Annotated in this window: 15 protein-coding genes; 11 read left to right on the top strand and 4 right to left on the bottom strand. The window is 47.4% G+C overall.

Annotated elements, in window-relative coordinates:
• Nucleotides 1-439: 439 nt before the first annotated feature.
• Nucleotides 440-2,530 carry an excinuclease ABC subunit UvrC gene (uvrC, locus tag AC3ITG_RS26505; RefSeq protein WP_489251834.1) on the top strand — a complete coding sequence of 697 codons (2,091 nt, stop codon included), beginning with the start codon at nt 440-442 and terminating at the stop codon, nt 2,528-2,530.
• Here the strand turns inward: uvrC and AC3ITG_RS26500 are convergent.
• Complete coding sequence (locus AC3ITG_RS26500) at nt 2,499-4,196, bottom strand: CPBP family intramembrane glutamic endopeptidase (protein WP_489251833.1); 1,698 nt, start codon at nt 4,194-4,196, stop codon at nt 2,499-2,501. The genes uvrC and AC3ITG_RS26500 overlap by 32 nt on opposite strands.
• A 475-nt stretch (nt 4,197-4,671) precedes the next feature.
• Here AC3ITG_RS26500 and AC3ITG_RS26495 point away from each other — a divergent pair, with 475 nt between their 5' ends.
• Both AC3ITG_RS26495 and AC3ITG_RS26490 read left to right on the top strand, forming a co-directional pair.
• Entirely contained in the window at nt 4,672-6,006 is a 1,335-nt protein-coding gene (locus AC3ITG_RS26495; RefSeq protein WP_205525066.1) for a TrkH family potassium uptake protein, read from the top strand.
• Between the two features lie 17 nt (nt 6,007-6,023).
• Nucleotides 6,024-6,695 (top strand): potassium channel family protein, encoded by a 672-nt coding sequence (locus tag AC3ITG_RS26490; protein WP_076290888.1) that lies wholly within the window; start codon nt 6,024-6,026, stop codon nt 6,693-6,695.
• Between the two features lie 55 nt (nt 6,696-6,750).
• On the opposite strand, the gene AC3ITG_RS26485 is transcribed toward AC3ITG_RS26490, so the two are convergent.
• Nucleotides 6,751-7,674, bottom strand: coding sequence for a LysR family transcriptional regulator (locus AC3ITG_RS26485; protein ID WP_063566089.1), 924 nt, complete (start codon nt 7,672-7,674; stop codon nt 6,751-6,753).
• A gap of 303 nt (nt 7,675-7,977) precedes the next feature.
• Between AC3ITG_RS26485 and AC3ITG_RS26480 the strand changes: the two genes are divergently transcribed.
• From AC3ITG_RS26480 to AC3ITG_RS26455, 6 genes are all read left to right on the top strand, one after another.
• Nucleotides 7,978-8,646: a succinate dehydrogenase cytochrome b558 subunit gene (locus AC3ITG_RS26480; RefSeq protein ID WP_063566173.1), complete on the top strand. Its 669-nt coding sequence runs from the start codon at nt 7,978-7,980 to the stop codon at nt 8,644-8,646.
• 43 nt (nt 8,647-8,689) lie between these two features.
• A complete protein-coding gene (gene sdhA, locus AC3ITG_RS26475; RefSeq protein WP_413373438.1) occupies nt 8,690-10,432 on the top strand; it encodes a succinate dehydrogenase flavoprotein subunit in 1,743 nt (580 codons plus the stop codon).
• 464 nt (nt 10,433-10,896) lie between these two features.
• Nucleotides 10,897-11,661, top strand: coding sequence for a succinate dehydrogenase iron-sulfur subunit (sdhB, locus tag AC3ITG_RS26470; RefSeq protein ID WP_489251832.1), 765 nt, complete (start codon nt 10,897-10,899; stop codon nt 11,659-11,661).
• 177 nt (nt 11,662-11,838) lie between these two features.
• On the top strand, nt 11,839-12,780 hold the full coding sequence (locus AC3ITG_RS26465) for a metallophosphoesterase (RefSeq protein ID WP_489251831.1): 942 nt from the start codon (nt 11,839-11,841) through the stop codon (nt 12,778-12,780).
• 39 nt (nt 12,781-12,819) lie between these two features.
• Nucleotides 12,820-13,554, top strand: coding sequence for a metallophosphoesterase family protein (locus AC3ITG_RS26460; protein WP_413373435.1), 735 nt, complete (start codon nt 12,820-12,822; stop codon nt 13,552-13,554).
• Nucleotides 13,555-13,724: 170 nt separating this feature from the next.
• Nucleotides 13,725-14,357 carry a GNAT family N-acetyltransferase gene (locus AC3ITG_RS26455; RefSeq protein WP_413373434.1) on the top strand — a complete coding sequence of 211 codons (633 nt, stop codon included), beginning with the start codon at nt 13,725-13,727 and terminating at the stop codon, nt 14,355-14,357.
• 447 nt (nt 14,358-14,804) lie between these two features.
• Here the strand turns inward: AC3ITG_RS26455 and AC3ITG_RS26450 are convergent, their stop codons facing one another.
• Both AC3ITG_RS26450 and AC3ITG_RS26445 read right to left on the bottom strand, forming a co-directional pair.
• The gene (locus AC3ITG_RS26450; protein WP_489251830.1) at nt 14,805-15,614 is read right to left on the bottom strand and encodes a histidinol-phosphatase; all 810 of its coding nucleotides are present in this window, start codon (nt 15,612-15,614) and stop codon (nt 14,805-14,807) included.
• A 31-nt stretch (nt 15,615-15,645) separates the two neighbouring features.
• Nucleotides 15,646-16,548: a LysR family transcriptional regulator gene (locus AC3ITG_RS26445; RefSeq protein WP_024632619.1), complete on the bottom strand. Its 903-nt coding sequence runs from the start codon at nt 16,546-16,548 to the stop codon at nt 15,646-15,648.
• A 449-nt stretch (nt 16,549-16,997) separates the two neighbouring features.
• Here AC3ITG_RS26445 and AC3ITG_RS26440 point away from each other — a divergent pair, with 449 nt between their 5' ends.
• Together AC3ITG_RS26440 and AC3ITG_RS26435 are read left to right on the top strand one after the other, a co-directional pair.
• Nucleotides 16,998-17,456, top strand: a complete 459-nt coding sequence (locus tag AC3ITG_RS26440; protein ID WP_413373432.1) for a chemotaxis protein CheX — start codon at nt 16,998-17,000, stop codon at nt 17,454-17,456.
• A gap of 56 nt (nt 17,457-17,512) precedes the next feature.
• A complete protein-coding gene (locus AC3ITG_RS26435; protein ID WP_053783210.1) occupies nt 17,513-18,286 on the top strand; it encodes an SDR family NAD(P)-dependent oxidoreductase in 774 nt (257 codons plus the stop codon).
• The last annotated feature ends 168 nt before the right edge of the window (nt 18,287-18,454 follow it).

Raw genomic sequence — 18,454 nt, 5'->3', positions numbered from 1 at the left:
TAAAGTATAATTATTTTTACACGATAACGTAGAGTGCAGAGCCGATCTGGAGAAGCGCAGCGCTTGTTTTTATCCCAAGACTTCTCCCATATATATTAATGGAACTAATTATTTACACAGTAACGGAGAGGACAGAAAAAACCTGGAAAAGCGAAGCGTTCGCCTAAAGCTTTCTGAAAGAAAGCTGCATCGGAAGCATACGCTATCACCGGATTTTCCCTTTGAAAGAAGGGAATCGAAAAAATCTGGGGATAACAGCGATTGGAAGGTTGTTCTGTCATCGTAGTGTCAGTGTGAATCATCTTTTAGTTCAAGTAATATAGAAAGGAACTCATAGAAAATCCGGGGATAACGGCGATCGGAAGATCGTACTGCAATCGGAGTGGTACAGTGTAACCTTTTATTTATACTTTTTTCGGGAAGGAGGACCCACCGAATTATGGATGAATTCATTACAAACGTGCAGGAGCAGGAGAAGGCACTAGAGCAGATCCGCCACAAGCTGGCTTTACTGCCCGACATGTCCGGCTGTTACCTGATGAAAAACAGTGAAGGTACTATTATCTATGTAGGTAAAGCCAAAGTGCTAAAGAATCGCGTAAGATCATATTTTATCGGCAGTCATAATGGGAAGACACAGCGCCTAGTGTCCGAAATCCGTGATTTCGAATATATCGTTACCGGCAGCAATATGGAAGCACTCATTCTGGAGTGTAACCTGATCAAGAAACATATGCCGCGGTATAACGTGTTGCTCAAGGATGACAAGACATTTCCTTACCTTAAAATTACGAATGAAAAGCATCCCCGACTCGAAGTGACCCGGCGGGTGCTCAAAGATAAAGCCAAATACTTTGGACCTTATCCGAATTCATATGCGGCACACCAAACGAAAAAGCTGCTTGACCGGATGTATCCGTTACGCAAATGCGGCGTGATGCCGAAGGAAGTATGCCTGTATTATCATATGGGACAGTGCCTCGCTCCCTGTGTGCAAGAAGTGGGCAAGGAGCAGTATGATGAGATCTCCCAGGAGATCAGTTCATTTTTGAGCGGTGGGCATGAGGAGATCAAGAAGGATTTACAGCGCAAAATGCAGGAAGCGGCTGAGGATCTGTATTTTGAACGTGCCAAGGAACTTCGGGATCAGGTCATTGCCATTGATGCGATGATGGAAAAACAGAAAATTACGATGGCGGATGCCCGAGACCGCGATGTGTTTGGTTTTGCCATTGATAAAGGCTGGATGTGTGTCCAGATTCTATATATGCGTCAGGGGAAAATGATCGAACGCCACGTATCGACGTTCCCGTTTTATGGCGAGGCATACAGTGATTTTATGTCTTACGTGACCCAGTACTACAGTGATAATCCAGCATTGCCACAGGAGATCTTACTGCCGGAAATGCCAAAAGATCTGGGAGCTGGTGACGATAGTGCGGATGATATATCCGAAGCTGATGGAGCGGTACCTGCGGCCGTGACAGTCGAGTCAGAACAGACAACGCACTTGGCGCAAGATTCTGCGATTGAGCTACGTGTTGCCGAGTCCCGTGCAGCTTATGGCGATATCCAACCCGAAGCAGAAGCGGAAGAAACTGCGATGGTTATCCAGGAAGACGCTGTTGCTCAGGAAGATGTATCGGCTGATAAACAGCCTCCAGGTCTTGAAGATCCTTCTCAGGTCGCAGCAGCATTGCAGGAATGGCTGGAAATCAAAGTCCACATTCCGCAGCGTGGATTGAAACGGCAGATGATCACCATGGCCGTGGATAACGCACGTGTGGCACTGGAAGAGAAGTTCCGCCTAATTGAGCGGAATGAAGAACGGACATCGAAAGCTGCTGAAGGACTGGGACGTTTTATTGGACTGGATCAGCTTCACCGTATTGAAGCGTTTGATAACTCGAACATCCAGGGTACCAACCCGGTATCTGCCATGATTGTATTTACCGATGGTAAACCGGATAAGAAGGAATATCGGAAGTACAAGGTCCGTTCGGTTGAAGGACCGGATGATTATGAAACGATGAGAGAAGTTATCCGTCGCCGTTACGAGCGGGTATTGAAAGAAAATCTGACCCAGCCTGACCTGATTGTTGTCGATGGAGGCAAAGGCCAGATTTCAGCAGCCGTGGACATTTTGGAGAATGAATTGGGATTGTTTATTCCGGTATGTGGATTGGTGAAGGATGCGAAGCACAAGACTTCACAATTGATGATCGGCAATCCGCCGGAAGTCATCTCCTTGCCGCGTGACAGTCAGGAATTCTACCTGTTGCAGCGGATTCAGGAAGAGGTCCACCGTTTTGCAATTTCGTTCCACCGTGAGCAACGTGGAAAATCGATGGTGACTTCCCGTCTGGATGCCATTCCGGGGATCGGAGAAAAGCGGCGCAAGCTGCTGTTGAAGCATTTTGGCTCTTTACGCAAAATAAAAGAGGCCAGCGTCGAAGACTTCCGGCCTCTATCTATTGGTGACAAGCTTGCGAATCAGATTATTGCAGCACTTCGTGATGAGGAGTCGTGACATACGGCTTCTCTTTTTGTTTTGGATTCAGTTTGTAGATGACATAACCAACGATGGCGGGAAGCACAATCCAGAAGAGCCCGGCGGAAATGTTCAGTGCATCACCCATGAAGATCAGGCTTAGCCCCATCAACAGGCTGTCAAAGATAACATGTGCGAATACAACGGCGATGAAGCCGTGACGCAGCATGATCAGACTGAACAAAAGTCCGATGACGGTCAGCTCTATCGGACGTGTGATGACTGGATAGATCGGATACAGGGTGTGCCCCAGCGCCCAGATCAATGTTGGGATGAGGCAGGCAATGAACGTATTGCGTACAACCTTCTGCATCATGCGGATCCCGAACAGACGATAGACCGTTTCCTCACCGATCCCGGCCATCCAGGCCATAATCGGGAAGATCCAGGCATAACTCATGTTGTATGTGGACTGGTCAGCCGATGTTGTTGACCAGCTTCCAACACTCCGTTCCAGAATAAAGAACAGTACGGATTGCACACCCAGCAGAATCAACGCCCATAAGTATCCTGTATACATACTGTGCAGTACATATTTGCCATATCCGGGTTCTTTGGCCCGAGGCCAAGGATTCAGACCGATTTTGCGCCACATGCCGTCACCGGCAACGAGCGACAGATAGATGGTTGCACTCATGACTAGCGTTATCCCAGCTTGCATCACCATCAGGAAGGTCAGCATAAAGTTAGACAGCCCCTGCGCCTGAAAGAGCGGAATCATGTTCAGTGTGCCAATCACGGAAGCCGCAAAGTATACCAGAGACAGAACGATTCCGCGTTTGAATGACGTGTGTGCTCTCGTCAGAATACTGTAGATGATCGCGAGCACGCCAAGCACAAAGGTCAGGAAAGCATAACCACCATAAGTCATCCAGTTGGCTTGCCGGGTCTGATTTTGTACATAGTCGGTATGGGAGGTAGGAACCGAGAAGACCGATTCGAAGGAGCGAACGGCTCCGTTTTCAAACGTAAAATTCAGTTCCAGCTTGGAATCTCCAATTTGCTTTTCATTATCTGTGTATTGAAGCCCCGCTTCTTCTTCACGGGTGTCCAGTTGAAGTTTCGGCACATTATACCCGAATTCGCCAAGTACGCCAGCGGCAAGCTGCTCTTTTTCATTTAGGGAAAGGTTATCTTCAGCTAAACGTTGGGCAGCATTTACTTTGCTTTTGTCCTGCTCTGCCTCAATGGATGCATACAGGGAAGACGGCAGTTCGCGCTTGAAACCGACAACTTTTCCTGTTCTCATATGTACGTCAACATTCAAATAACCGCCTTTGTCCTGATCGGGCAAACGAACGCGGTACACATCGTAAGGATAGGTTGTTTCCCATTTCTTGTTATAGGTTTCTAACTGTTTGGTTTTGGCCATATACCCATAGATGTCGGAATGGGTTTGGTAGGTCACAAGCTCGTTTCCGGTATCTGACGGAAGGGTATAATCAGGTAGAGAAGCTGCAAAAGATCGTGCCGACTCCGCCGCTTTCTCCTTGCTTATGAAGGAAGTAGACTGGATATCAGTCGTTTGCGATGAGGTGGCAGGAAAGATTTGAAAAACGAAAAACAGAATCAGGCCAATCGCCGCAAGCAACCCTAAACGCTTGAAGTTAGCTTTGAGTACCAAAGGCTGCCCTAAGGGATTCATTTAATATTGTTCCTCCTTTATTAATATGGATATTAAAGTAAAGATAGCACAGCCCAAGCCCCGAATGCCAATGACGAAACGAGAAGTGGTGCAAATGCATGAAAACGAATGAAAATGATCGAAACAATCTGATCTATCCATCGCCATATCTGAGTTTTTCCCTTTTTGACGGAATTCGATGCTATTTACACAAAAATCGTTTTGTATACAAACGTCGCAGCGCTTATAATTTTGAATCAAATGTCCAATATTCTGCATGTCATTAGGCTAACAAGGGAACGAATAGAATGTATAAAAGGTATTCCAACCTAATGTATATGTGTTACAGCGAAAATCATACATGTGTACACTCCGAAATGAAGCTTTCCAAGTGCTTGGCTATTCCGTCAAGTCATGTGGAAAAGCGCTTCGGAGAAAGGCTCCACGTCGTGGGGTCATTTTCTTTTTGGCAGAGGTGGATGATACTCAAGTGAAAATGAATGTTCAATGGATGCGTCTATCGCCACCCCGAATTCTGGTCCTAGGGTTCGCGGGTATTATATTGCTCGGGACACTTCTGTTGATGCTTCCGACATCCAGTCGAAGCGGGGTCAGCCTTCCTTTTATTGACGCACTCTTCACTGCGACTTCCGCAGTCTGCGTAACGGGGCTGGTTGTGGTGGATACGGGTACTCATTTTACGACGTTGGGTCAGATCATAATTGCAATCCTGATTCAAATTGGCGGCCTTGGCTTTATGACGATGTCGACACTGGTGGCGATTGCATTCAAACGGCGGATCTCTCTGCGTGAGCGGTTGATTTTGCAGGAAGCGATGAATCAGAGCACGATGGAGGGGATTGTCCGCCTTATTCGCAAGGTTGTGATCTACTCGCTCATATTGGAAGGCATATGTGGCACGTTGTTCGCCATTCGGTGGTCGTTCGATATGCCAATGGGGCAGGCCATCTATTATGGATATTGGCATGCCATCTCCATGTTCAACAATGCCGGGTTTGATATGTTCGGAGATTTCCGCAGCTTAACCGGGTATGTGTATGATCCGCTCGTAAATTTTACAGCCATGTTCCTTATTATTGCAGGAGGAATCGGTTTTGTCGTTTTGTCTGATCTGGTGGAGTATCGGAGGACGAAGAAGCTGTCGCTGCATTCCAAAGTGGTATTGCTGACAACAGGATTGTTAATCATATTTGGAGCACTGGTTATATTTGTATTTGAATTCAGCAATCCCCGGACATTGGGTGGTCTGAACTGGGGTGGTAAAATTCTCGGTTCGTTCTTCCAGTCGGTTTCCCCAAGAACAGCAGGGGCGAACACGGTAGACATTGCTGGCCTGAGGCAGGCAACGCAATTTTTCATCATTATATTAATGTTTATTGGTGCTTCCCCTGGTTCTACCGGAGGCGGCATTAAAACAACCACATTTATGATTATGGCCGGAGCTGTCATTGCCATGATGCGGGGACGGGAAGATATCGTTTTTTTCAGATATCGGCTTCTACAGGAACGGATTTTCAAAGCACTGACGATTACACTGCTTGCACTGTTGCTCATTATTGCCGTTACGATGGTGCTTAGTACGACGGAAGACAGCAGTTTTTTAATGATATTATTTGAGACAACATCCGCCTTCGGTACTGTAGGTTTATCTATGGGGCTTACACTGAAGCTGACCACGATCGGCAAGCTTTTGATCTGTTTCACTATGTTTGCCGGACGTCTTGGACCAATTACGCTCGCGTATGCACTCGGACAGAAAAAGGGTAAAGAGTTGTACAGGTATCCGGAAGGCAAAATGATTATTGGATAAGGGGTTCGTGAAGAACAATGAAAACACAGCAGTTTGCGGTAATTGGGCTTGGGCGCTTTGGCTCCAGTCTGGCACAGGAATTAATGGAGCTTGGTTATGAAGTGCTGGGTATCGATAAAAATGAAGAAGTCGTCGAAGACATGAGTGAATTGGTCACCCATGCCGTCGTCGCGGATTCAACTGATGAGGAAGTGCTGCGCTCCCTGGGCATCCGTAATTTTGACTGCTGTATCGTTGCCATCGGGGCTGATATCCAGACCAGTATTCTCACTGCTATTTTACTGAAGGAACTCGGTGTAAAAACAGTTGTGGCCAAAGCCATTTCAGTTCTTCATGGACGGGCACTGGACAAGCTGGGGATCGATCGTGTCGTTTATCCTGAGCGTGATATGGGAATCCGGGTAGCCCATCAGCTCGTCACCCCGAATCTGCTGGATTATATCGAATTGTCCGATGATTACAGTATTGTGGAGATGAAGGTTCCGGCCTGTCTGCATAATAAAACGCTGTCCACTCTGAATGCTCGAGTACGCTTTGGTTGCAGCATTGTAGCTTTGCAAAAAGAAGCCGGGGTCATCATTGCCCCGACTGCACTGGACTCGCTTCAGATGGGTGATATCATGGTGATTATCGGCATGAATGATGACATTGACCGTTTTGAGGAAGAAGTGATCAGCCAAGAGAGCTAGAGCTGAGTCTATTAAATGAAAGCAGAGCGTTGAGCTCGGCTGATTGATATGAATGCTAAGGCGTCGTAGTCCTCCGTGAGGGCAGCGGCGCCTTTGCTGTAAAGAGCGCAGCCGTTTCTCTGACCCACTGTCTGGAGGTTTGGCTGAGGTCTTCCTTTTCCCCATAGATCATGCAGGTTGTTCGCCGGGTCTGTTGCAATTGCGGCAGATATACCGAGACGAGATCATTGTCCGCAAGCAACTGAGGGCGGAGATATGACTTGGGCAAAAGGGCTGCAGCTTTGCAGGTAGGCAGAAGACGGACAATCGCTTCAAAGGAATCAATCTCCATGCGAATATCCGGCATCACGGCGCAGCGCTGGAACAGGTCGTCGGTTAATTTGCGATACCAGGTTCCCTTGGAGAACGTAATCATCGGCAGATCTTGCAAATGTTCCATTCCGGCTTCTTTACCCGATAGGGGATGCGTTAAGGGCACAACCAGCTCCAGATGATCATCAAAGAGTGGCACACAGTTTAGCCCGGCTTCACTTATAGAAGAGGCAACGATACCTACATCAGCTTTTTTATCCCGCACAAAAGAAACAATTTCATGCGTTTTCCCCGTCACCAGCTTGATTTCCGCATTCGGATGTTTCTCCATAAAGGCATTTACCAGCGGTGGCAATGTGGTTTGAAGCGTTGTCAGACTGGCTCCAAGCGTAATGGAGCTTTGTTCTTCGTCCTTGTACTGGGCCAGCATGGTCAGAAATTTTTGTTGCTGCTGTTTCTGCTCTACCGCGAAAGTGTAGGCAAACTGGCCTACGCTGGTTAATTCAAGTCGTTTACCACGGCGATGAAAGAGCGCCACGCCGAGTTCATCCTCCAATTTGGAGATTTTGCGAGACAGCGCGGGCTGTGACAAATTCAGCAATTTCGATGCACGGTTCAGACTGGACTGCTCTACAACCGCCGCAAAAGCGTTTAATTCCTCGAACATGAGCACTAACCTCTTTTCTAATGAACGTACTTTGCGTGAGGCATCTCCTTGTCAAATATTTCTTCATGTTGTATGGCCTGCACGACCGATGTTTATAACTTATACCTATAGGTTATAACATTTAATAATTATATTGCAATTCCCTTATAAGAAAAAAAGGAGTAACATGAATCGTGACACAAGTTGTTCACACCTGAAGAAAACGGAACAATTTGTCGAACCTTTCCTTGGGAAAGGTTTGTGTCATGATAAGCGAATTTATTTATGAAAACGTTGTATTTAGCGAAAGGGGATCGACATTTTATGAAAGGGTTTTACTCCAGAAAGCTGCACTCCTTGCTTGGCGTCATTCCGCTCAGTCTGTTTTTCATTGAGCACATGGTGACGAACTTCTCGGCAGTTGAAGGCGGCAAAGAAGGCTTTAACGATGCAGTTGCATTTCTGAATGGCCTGCCGCTCGTGATTGTACTTGAAACGCTTCTCATCTGGTTGCCGCTGTTCTATCACGGTGTATATGGTTTGTACATTGCCTATCAAGCCAAGCCTAACGTGGGACGTTTTGGCAATGAGCGCAACTGGCGCTATACGTTGCAGCGCGTCAGCGGTGTCATTACGTTTGTGTTCGTCATCTGGCATATTTGGGAGACTCGTTTCCAGGTTGCGCTGGGGAATGTCACACACGAAGAGCTTGGCGGTGTTATACATGGCATCGTGATGAACCCGGTAACGTTTATTTTATATCTGATTAGTGTGGTTGCGGCATCCTATCACTTTGCCAATGGCTTGTGGTCGTTCCTGGTTAGCTGGGGAATTACCGTCGGTCCTCGTGCGCAGCGTGTATCTTCCTACATCTGCATGAGCTTGTTTGCTATCGTAGCCATCATGTTTATTGTATCGTTGCTTGCTTTCCGGAGCATGGATTTCCAGGTAGCAACTTCGATGATTGACGCAGTTAAGACAGTTCTGATTTAAGCATTTGGACTTTAAATGCTGACTTATAAGGGAGTGAACAGCAATGGCATCATCTAATGTAATTATTGTGGGCGGAGGTCTCGCGGGATTGATGGCGGCGATCAAATCGGCTGAAGCCGGAGTCCATGTTCATTTATTTTCACTGGTTCCCGTCAAAAGATCCCACTCCGTATGTGCCCAAGGCGGCATCAACGGTGCGGTAAATACCAAGGGTGAGGGCGACTCCCCATGGGTACACTTTGACGATACAGTATACGGCGGTGACTTTTTGGCGAATCAGCCTCCAGTCAAAGCGATGTGTGAAGCGGCACCAGGTATCATTCACCTGATGGACCGGATGGGCGTAATGTTTAACCGGACACCGGAAGGTTTGCTTGATTTCCGTCGTTTCGGTGGAACGAAGCATCACCGTACGGCGTTTGCCGGTGCAACGACAGGACAACAATTGCTCTACGCGTTGGATGAGCAAGTACGTCGCTGGGAAGCAGCGGGTCTCGTTACGAAGTATGAGAACTGGGAGTTCCTGCAGGCTGTTGTGGATGACGAAGGCATCTGCCGCGGGATTGTAGCACAAGATCTGAAAACGATGAAGGTACAAACGTTCCCGGCAGAAGCAGTTATTCTGGCGAGCGGCGGCCCTGGCATTATTTTCGGTAAAACAACCAACTCGGTTATCAATACAGGTACTGCCGCAAGTGCGGTATATCAGCAAGGTGTAAATTACGCGAACGGTGAGTTCATTCAGATTCACCCGACAGCCATTCCAGGCGATGACAAGCTGCGTCTGATGTCCGAATCGGCTCGTGGTGAAGGTGGACGGATCTGGACGTACAAAGACGGTAAGCCTTGGTACTTCCTCGAAGAAAAGTATCCGTCATACGGTAACCTTGTTCCGCGTGATATCGCGACGCGCGAAATTTTCAGCGTCTGCGTGGATATGGGCCTCGGTGTGAACGGCGAGAACATGGTATACCTTGACCTGTCACACAAAGATCCGAAGGAGCTGGATGTGAAGCTCGGAGGAATCATTGAGATCTACGAGAAGTTCATGGGTGATGACCCACGTAAAATCCCGATGAAAATCTTCCCGGCAGTCCATTATTCCATGGGCGGCATGTGGGTAGATTATAACCAAATGACAAACATTCCAGGACTGTTCGCAGCTGGTGAATGTGAATACCAATATCATGGTGCGAACCGCCTCGGTGCGAATTCCCTGGTATCGGCAATCTATGGTGGTATGGTAGCTGGACCGAAAGCGGTTGAATATATCAAAGGACTCAAAAAATCGTCCGCAGATATCAGTTCTTCCGTATTCGATGGTTATACCAAGCGCCAAACCGATAAATACGAAGGCATCCTAAACATGCAGGGCAATGAAAATGCCTATGTCATTCACAAAGAGCTTGGCGAGTGGATGACGGCGAATATGACGGTGGTACGTTACAACGATAAGCTGGAAGCGACCATCGGCAAAATCAAGGAATTGAAAGAGCGTTACGGCAAAATCAACATGTACGACACTTCCGGTTGGAACAACCCGGGTGCAGCGTTTACCCGCCAGCTGTGGAATATGATTGAACTGGCGGAAGCGATGACTTTGGGCGCACTGCTGCGTAACGAAAGCCGTGGAGCGCATTACAAACCGGACTTCACCGAACGGAACGACGAGGAATTCCTGAAAACAACCATCGCAAGCTGGTCGAAGGAAGGTCCAAAAATTTCGTACGAGCCTGTAGACGTTTCCCTGATCCCACCACGGATCCGGGACTACTCGAAGGATTAAGTAAACGGAATTTTGGTCTATTAATAAAGTTAAAGACTTAGCATCTTAACGGAAAAAGCAGTAGACATATAGAGGCGAAGCGTTCGCGGAGCTTCTCAAAGTTACTGCAACCAGAATGAATTATTGCTACTTTCAGTAAAGCGACTCTATAAGCACGACGCAGCGGAGGAGACGGAAATGTCCTGAAGAAGCGAAGCGCCCGCCTTTGCTGCATAACATCAAGAGGATTTATTTAATATTTACATGATCTAAAAGTTAACACCTGAACGGAGAAGGCAGAAGAATACTGAAGAAGCGAAGCGTTCGCCTTTATCCCCGGATTTCCACCCTTATAAGGTGGATCAAAGAAATCTGGGGATAACAGCGATCGGAAGGATCTTCTGCCAGCGGAGTGACCATTTGTGAACATTGTGGTCTTGTAACGATAGCAATCAATCATCGTCACCAAAGGAGGGGACAACGATATGACGGACACAGCTACAGCCCCAAAAACCGTCAAGTTTATCATCACCCGTCAGGACAACCCGGAGTCATCTTCGTACAACGAAGAGTTTGAGCTTCCGTACCGTCCCGGCATGAACGTTATTAGCGCCCTGATGGAGATCCAGCGTAACCCGGTTAATACAGAAGGCAAGTCCATTGCCCCGGTCTGCTGGGAATCGAACTGTCTCGAAGAAGTCTGTGGAGCATGCTCCATGGTCATCAACGGCAAGCCGCGTCAAGCGTGTGCAGCCCTGATCGATAAGCTCGAACAGCCAGTTCGCATTGAACCGATGAAAACCTTCCCGGTGGTTCGTGACCTCGTCATCGACCGTGCCCGGATGTTTAACGCCCTGAAACGGGTTAAAGCGTGGATTCCGATTGATGGTACCTATGACCTCGGTCCAGGTCCGCGGATGCCGGAGAAGAAACGTCAGTGGGCTTACGAGCTGTCCAAATGTATGACATGTGGAGTATGCCTCGAAGCATGCCCGAACGTCAATGAAAAAACAGACTTTATCGGTCCGGCTGCACTTTCTCAGGTACGTCTGTTCAATGCTCACCCAACAGGGGAGATGAACGCTGAAGACCGCCTGGAAGCACTTATGGAAGACGGAGGTATCGAGGGCTGTGGTAACTCGCAGAACTGCGTTCGCTCTTGTCCAAAAGGTATTCCGCTGACTACTTCCATTGCCGAAATGAATAAACAAACGACCAAACACATGTTCAAACGCTGGTTGGGCGTGTAATCTAGTCATATCAAATGCAGAACTTCGAATCTGTACCATTAGAAGAAGTCGTGATCCTTGGCGCATGTAGCCTAAGATCCCGGCTTCTTTTTCTATATGCGCAGAGGAACCGGGCTAGTCATGCAGAATATGGTATACTAAGGGGATGGATTTGGAGCGGAAGAAGGAGGGGGACGCATGGGAGAAACACCGCGTGAGGGCAGCAAGATCTCGCCGCCCCGGCGCTCACAGTATGGATCTGATTCGGAGGACACCATTTTTCCCGGAGAGGAAAAGGATCATGATCCCTCCCGGCGCAGTTTTTTGCTGCGCATGATCTTAATGACGGCGAGTGCCAGTTTACTCACAGGAGGATATGCCTGGTTATGGGAGCCTCGTCATCTGGAGATCAAGCATGTTGAATTGAAACTGCCCAAGTTTCCAAAAGCATTCGCGGGACTGCGTGTAATTCAGTTCAGTGATGCTCATCTTGGATTCCATACGGGGCTGAAACAAATGGAGAAGCTGGCTGAAACGATACGGGAGCAGCAGCCTGATCTGATTTGTTTTACCGGAGATATGGTTGAACGGGAAGCAGAACCGATGCGTGAATGTATTCCTGTACTGGCCTCGATGCAAGCGAAGTATGGAAAATATGCCGTATTGGGGAACCATGATTATCGAGGCCAACAGCAGCATGAAGTTGAGCTGATGTTCAAGGAGGCCGGGTTCACGTTGCTCCGAAACAGTCATGTTCTGATTGAACGAGGGGATTCACGTATCGCGATAGCAGGTTTGGATGACGCGCTTACGGGCAGACCTGATCCTGCTGCGGCAATTAAGGGACTGAGTAGAGAGGTATGGAAACTGTTGCTTATGCATGAGCCCGATTATGCAGACATTGCGGCACCGTACGGTTTCGGACTGCAGCTCTCCGGACACAGTCATGGCGGGCAGGTACGTTTTCCGTGGATTGGGGCACTGACAACACCGAGAGGTTCACTTAAGTATATTCAAGGGTTATATTACGCAGGTGATAAGCATATGCCAGTCTATGTGAACCGTGGCTTTGGCATGACCCAACTGCCGATTCGCTTTTTGTGCAGGCCGGAATTGACTGTTTTTGAACTAAAGGGTTAACAACATAAAGAATATAGAGCATAAAGGGAGGTTAGCCAGATGGAACGAATTGCGATTGTATCCGATATTCATGGCAACATGACTGCTTGGGAAGCGGTATTAAAAGATATTCGGAGTCGCGGATTGAAGCGAATCTTTTGTCTTGGCGACCTCGTTGGTAAGGGGCCTGATCCTGTACAGGTTGTAGATCTGGTAAGAGAGACATGTGAGCAAGTTATCCGTGGCAACTGGGATGAGTTGGTTGCGGTTAATCAGGACAATGAGAATTTTACTTGGCAAGCGAAGCGGCTGGGTAAGGAGCGATTGGCGTATTTAGAGAGCTTGCCATTTAGCCACCAATTAGAGCTGAGTGGTCGTACGATCCGCCTGGTGCACGCATCTCCCCAAAGTGTATATCACCGCGTACAGCCATGGGATAAGATCGAGAAGAGGTTAGCGATGTTCGATCCTCCGGCAGATGAGCCTGAGCTTGGTATGGCGGATGTCGTCGGATATGGGGATGTGCATAACGCATACTTGCAATTTATGAATGGGAAAATGTTGTTCAATGCAGGCAGTGTGGGTAACCCGCTTGATTTTACCCAGGCTTCTTACTGTATTCTTGAAGGAGAGAACAGCAACGATCGGAACACCCCATTCAACCTTCAATTTGTAAGGGTACCTTATGATATTGAGCAGGAAGTACAGACTGCTCAGCAGGCCCAGGTACCTTCGCTTGATTTCTATATCCGAGAGCTTCGTACAGGCGTTTATCGCGGGTTGCAAACGGATTAGTCATCTCAGGAATAAACGACTGTAATGAATTGGCATACTAATGTTCGGGCTACTGAGCGGAGTATAGTGATGTTTCATTGTTTATCCATGTATTTTATTTGCGCCGGATCATCCTCAGAGCATGCTTGTCTTACCGGACTAGAACCCGTTAGGCAAAAGGAGCGATTGTCATGCTGACCCGAAAAATGCTGGGCCAAGGATTGCCTGCTTTATGGACAGAGCGCCTTGTTCTTCGATCATTACGTCAGAGTGATTACAGCACGTTGTCGGAGCTGTTTTCCGACCCGCAGGTGATCCGTTATGTAAACAGGGGGAGTCAGCCCACGGCAATTCGGGCTAGGCGATTATTGAATCAGATTCGCAGCAGCAGTGCCAAGCTGGATTCACTGCATTACGGCATCTGCTGGAAAGGCAGCGAACAGATCATCGGCATCACTTCATTCCAGCATTGGAACGATCAGAACGGTACCGCACAGATCGGATACATCCTGAACAGATCCTGCTGGGGTAAGGGAGTGGCTACCGAGGCAGTACAGCGATTGCTGGAATTCGGTTTTGCCGAGCTTAATTTGTGCAAAGTGGAAGCCCGCTGTTACGAGGCAAATGTATCATCCGAACGGGTTCTCTGCAAAAGCGGTATGATTTATGAGCGGACCCTACCCTCGTTTGTTTTGAATCATGAGGATGGTGAGACGCCGGATACTCTGCTGGATGTTAAGGTGTACAGTCTGTATCGTGAACAGCATGTCCGTTCTCATTGGGAAAATCGCCTGCAAACGTTGGTATCCGACAAGCACGAGTAACATAGAATAAAATGAAACAGCAGAGGTTTGAAACGAACTTCAATCATTTGTTACACAATTGAAATATAGCTGCAATTGAACTCTAACAGACAGCGGGTAAACTTATCTCATGACCCCCTTTTTGATAATAGATTATGCTGTTGGGACCCGCGCTTAGCGGGTTCATTTTTTTTGTCTATATAAGTTTAACTATGGAATTACTACACCAACACTCCGATGACAGAACTACTTTCCGATCGCTGTTATCCCCAGATTTTTTGAATCCTTTTTAAAAAGGGGAAATCCGGGGATAAAGGCGAACGCTTTCGCTTCTTCAAGTTAGTTCTGTCCTCTCCGTTATCGTGTAAATATTTAGTTGAACTTATATAACATTTTTTTTATATTAGGATACAAAGAAAAACCCCACAGCGTTTTTTACGCCGTGAGGGCTATTGTGATGCTCTATGTTTAAAAAAGTACAACTTGCATTTGTTTCTGCTTGAAGTATACCCATTCGGTGAATCCAATCTCTTGCAGACGTGTACGAACGTCATCTAGTTCATCAGCAACACGCTGCGGTTTGTGGGCATCCGATCCGAAGGTCACCTTCACCCCGTAATGATGCGCACGCTCCAGAATGGCATCTGACGGGTACCAGCCGCCACTGAGCTTGGTTTTACCCGACGTGTTAATTTCAATAGCCACGTTCGATTCTGCAATGACCTGCAACGTTTCATCAATGGCTTGATCCGCGATAATGTCCGAGAAAGGTGGATAATTTCCTTTCATAGCATCAATATGTCCGAGAATCTGGAACATGCCGCTTCGGGCTGATTGCCGAATCAATGCATAGTAACTCTCTTTCACTTCAACCTTACGCGCATCGCTTAATCCATTCCAGCGGGTTTTGTTGAATATGCTGACATCTTCCGTATGATGAACTGAACCAATAATATAATCAAAAGGATATTGCCCCAGCGTACTGCGGTACAATTCGGCATGGACAGGGAAATAGTCGGATTCAATGCCAAGCAGCACATCAATTTTGCCCGCGTATTCTTCCTTCAGAGCCAGTACTTCTTCCACGTAATGAGTCAATTCCGACTTGCCCATCGCAATCCGGGGGAAAGCCTGTTCTTCGTCACTGCCAAAGTAAGGTGTATGATCCGAGATACCGATGACCTGAAGTCCAGACTGGATACCTGCCTCGATATAGTCGCGAATATTGCCGTCTGCATGACCACAACGAAAATGATGGGTGTGAAGATCAAATTTCATATGAAATCCTTCCTTTCTCATGGCTCATTTATCATTCTGAACTGATGAACTGGGTCTCCGGCATGCCTTTGAGATCGCTCAGGAATTGCTGCATGGCCGAATTGAGATAACGACTTGATTTATAAATGACTCCGACAGGGTGACTGACCTCCAGTTCACTGAGTGGAATCATACGCAGTGTGCCTTGCCGCAACTCGTGGGCAACGGATTGTTTGGATATAACGGCTGCCCCGAGATTGATCTCCACCATCCGTTTCACTTCTTCGCTGCTCGACAACTCCATGACGATATTGGGCTCAATATTATGTTTCTTGAAAATGCCTTCCGTAAAGCGACGCCCCACCGTATCCGGAGATAGCAAAATCAGAGGTGTGCTGCGCAGGACATCCACCGCAGCATGCTTTTGCTTCGCCAGTGGATGGAATGGTGATACGACAAGTTCGAACGTATCATAATACAGCACGGACGTATTCAGGTTAGGATTACGCTCCGTCAGATAACCGATACCAATATCGACCATACCATTCTCGACCTGGGTATAGATCTGTGAGGAAGGCAGGGATTGGATACTGGTCTTGATGAGTGGAAATTGATCCTGAAAGTAGGATAAGACCCGTGGCAAAATCTGAATGGCAATGGACGTGGTTGTACCGAGTCTGATATGTCCCTGAGGAGTCTCATCGAGATCCATCAGCTTCTGTTTCAACTCACCCACGATGTCCAGCATACGTTCGGCATGTTGAAGAAACACTTGTCCACGATCGGTGAGGGTGACCGGTTGGTTACGATCAACAAGAACGGTTCTGAATTCGTCCTCCAGGCTCTTGATCTGGGCCGAGACGGCGGGCTGGGTCAAGTTTAGAAGTTCTCCGGCTTTGCGGAAACTCATCGTTTTCGAGATGGTAATCAGCGTCTCCAGTTGACTGATATTCATGTATGGCCTCCTTGCACGCAAAATGTCTTCTGTCTATCCATAGGTGGAATCCCGTAACTGGTCATTGCTTGCGTTCCTTAAATTATAGGTGATTCAGGACAGCAGGGCAATGAAGGGAACTTCATGGATTTGGGGAGGTCCATTAGAATGAGAAATTAATTTAATTTCAAGAAATTAAAATTTTTAATGTTTTAAGAAGCAGTAAAAAAGTCCTAAATGCCTTTTGCCATGCCTCTCTATGGCAATTGTTCTTGCAGCAGATGCGAAAAGCCTTGTTTATTCGCTAGAATCAGCTATAAACATTTACCACGCGGATGACGATAAATTATAGTACACATGCTTTACCGAATTCTTGGTGAATTCTTGTACGTGATAAAGTATAATAAATTTATTGAATATGGGACTTTTGGTATGTGACCAATAACCCAGTGTAAGGGGGACATTAGACAGTGAAAGCGGAAGTGATTAATCCTTTCCTGGAATCCGCACGGAACGTATTCGAACAGCTCATCCAAGTTTCGCCTTCCACCGGGAGTCTTGCCGTGAAAAATGTGGAGTACATTGCAGACCATGTCTGGATCGTGATCGGAATGACTGGACAACTGAGCGGAAACATTGTGTTTGGAATACAAGAGTCGGTTGCATTGAAAATCGTTTCTGCCATGATGGGCGGTTTTGTCATTACAGAAATGGACGAAATGAGTAAAAGTGCTATTTCGGAACTTGGCAATATGATTAGCGGCAATGCAAGTACCATCCTGTCCAATCAGGGTGTCATTGTTGATATTACACCTCCACAAGTGATGAATTCTGAATATCTGACTTCCTTTAGTGCAACGAAGGCATTGAGCATTCCTTTGCTGATGGACGGAATCGGTGAGATGGATATTCAAGTGATGATCTCGTAGAATAGAACCATACGCCTCTAGGGGCAATATGTGTTCAATACGGGAGGACATCCGGTATGCTGAAAGATCAGGTTGTTTTTATCACAGGTGCGTCGAGCGGAATCGGTGCGCTCTGTGCGCAGATGCTGATAGAAGAAGGAGCCATCCCGATTCTGGCTGCCCGCTCGCGGGACAAGCTGGAAGAGATTGGTGCCTCGCTGAAAGGGCAACATGAACTACTCACGTTAGATGTAACGAATGATGAGCAAGTTCAGACAGCCGTGGATGCGATGTTGCAGAAATACGGACGAATCGATATTTTGCTGAATAACGCTGGTTACGGAAAATTTGCGGCCATGACGGATATGTCTGTGCAGGAATTCGATGAGATGATGGACGTTAATTACATGGGCATTGTCCGCTGTACCAAGGCAGTGCTGCCGCAGATGCTACAACGAGGCAGAGGACAAATCGTAAATGTAGCTTCCATGGCTGGCAAGATCGGAACTGCAAAATCCGCTTCATATACGGCGACCAAACATGCCGTACTTGGCTTCAGCAATGCCCTGCGCCAAGAACTTCGCAAGACCGGAGTCACGGTAACGACCATTAATCCCGGACCCATCGATACACCGTTCTTCCAAAGGGCAGACCCCTCCGGTAACTATGTTAATAATGTACGTTGGATGATGCTGAAGCCGGAAGAGGTTGCGGGGCATATGATCCGGGCGATGAAGAAGCGCAAGGAAGAAGTGAATCTGCCCAGACTGGCTTCGGCTGGAGTGTGGCTGTATCAGCTATTTCCGCGTCTCGCTGACAGATTGTCGCACGGTGTAATGAATCAGAAGTAAGATGCAACAATGGGCATCATATATCGGATGAAAGAAGGGCTCCGCCGAGGGGCTTTTCTTTTTTTTGCGTGCAAAGACATGTTTCATGAATAAGATTTGGTCCGGAGGCTTTTTTCGCATATAATGAAAGGTAATGTGATGACAGGCTTCGGTTTTATTAGTACAAGC

This window comes from Paenibacillus sp. GL_099_B, assembly GCF_057835695.1.
This window is presented reverse-complemented; position numbering and strand designations above follow the sequence as displayed.

Bases quoted from the DNA above. Each gene is read 5' to 3' on its own strand.
- sdhA (WP_413373438.1), top strand. From the start codon at position 8,690: ATGGCATCATCTAATGTAATTATTGTGGGCGGAGGTCTCGCGGGATTG.
- AC3ITG_RS26490 (WP_076290888.1), top strand. From the start codon at position 6,024: ATGAAAACACAGCAGTTTGCGGTAATTGGGCTTGGGCGCTTTGGCTCC.
- AC3ITG_RS26495 (WP_205525066.1), top strand. From the start codon at position 4,672: ATGAATGTTCAATGGATGCGTCTATCGCCACCCCGAATTCTGGTCCTA.
- uvrC (WP_489251834.1), top strand. From the start codon at position 440: ATGGATGAATTCATTACAAACGTGCAGGAGCAGGAGAAGGCACTAGAG.
- AC3ITG_RS26480 (WP_063566173.1), top strand. From the start codon at position 7,978: ATGAAAGGGTTTTACTCCAGAAAGCTGCACTCCTTGCTTGGCGTCATT.
- AC3ITG_RS26450 (WP_489251830.1), bottom strand. From the start codon at position 15,614: ATGAAATTTGATCTTCACACCCATCATTTTCGTTGTGGTCATGCAGAC.
- AC3ITG_RS26445 (WP_024632619.1), bottom strand. From the start codon at position 16,548: ATGAATATCAGTCAACTGGAGACGCTGATTACCATCTCGAAAACGATG.
- sdhB (WP_489251832.1), top strand. From the start codon at position 10,897: ATGACGGACACAGCTACAGCCCCAAAAACCGTCAAGTTTATCATCACC.
- AC3ITG_RS26485 (WP_063566089.1), bottom strand. From the start codon at position 7,674: ATGTTCGAGGAATTAAACGCTTTTGCGGCGGTTGTAGAGCAGTCCAGT.
- AC3ITG_RS26435 (WP_053783210.1), top strand. From the start codon at position 17,513: ATGCTGAAAGATCAGGTTGTTTTTATCACAGGTGCGTCGAGCGGAATC.
- AC3ITG_RS26500 (WP_489251833.1), bottom strand. From the start codon at position 4,196: ATGAATCCCTTAGGGCAGCCTTTGGTACTCAAAGCTAACTTCAAGCGT.
- AC3ITG_RS26460 (WP_413373435.1), top strand. From the start codon at position 12,820: ATGGAACGAATTGCGATTGTATCCGATATTCATGGCAACATGACTGCT.
- AC3ITG_RS26455 (WP_413373434.1), top strand. From the start codon at position 13,725: ATGCTGACCCGAAAAATGCTGGGCCAAGGATTGCCTGCTTTATGGACA.
- AC3ITG_RS26465 (WP_489251831.1), top strand. From the start codon at position 11,839: ATGGGAGAAACACCGCGTGAGGGCAGCAAGATCTCGCCGCCCCGGCGC.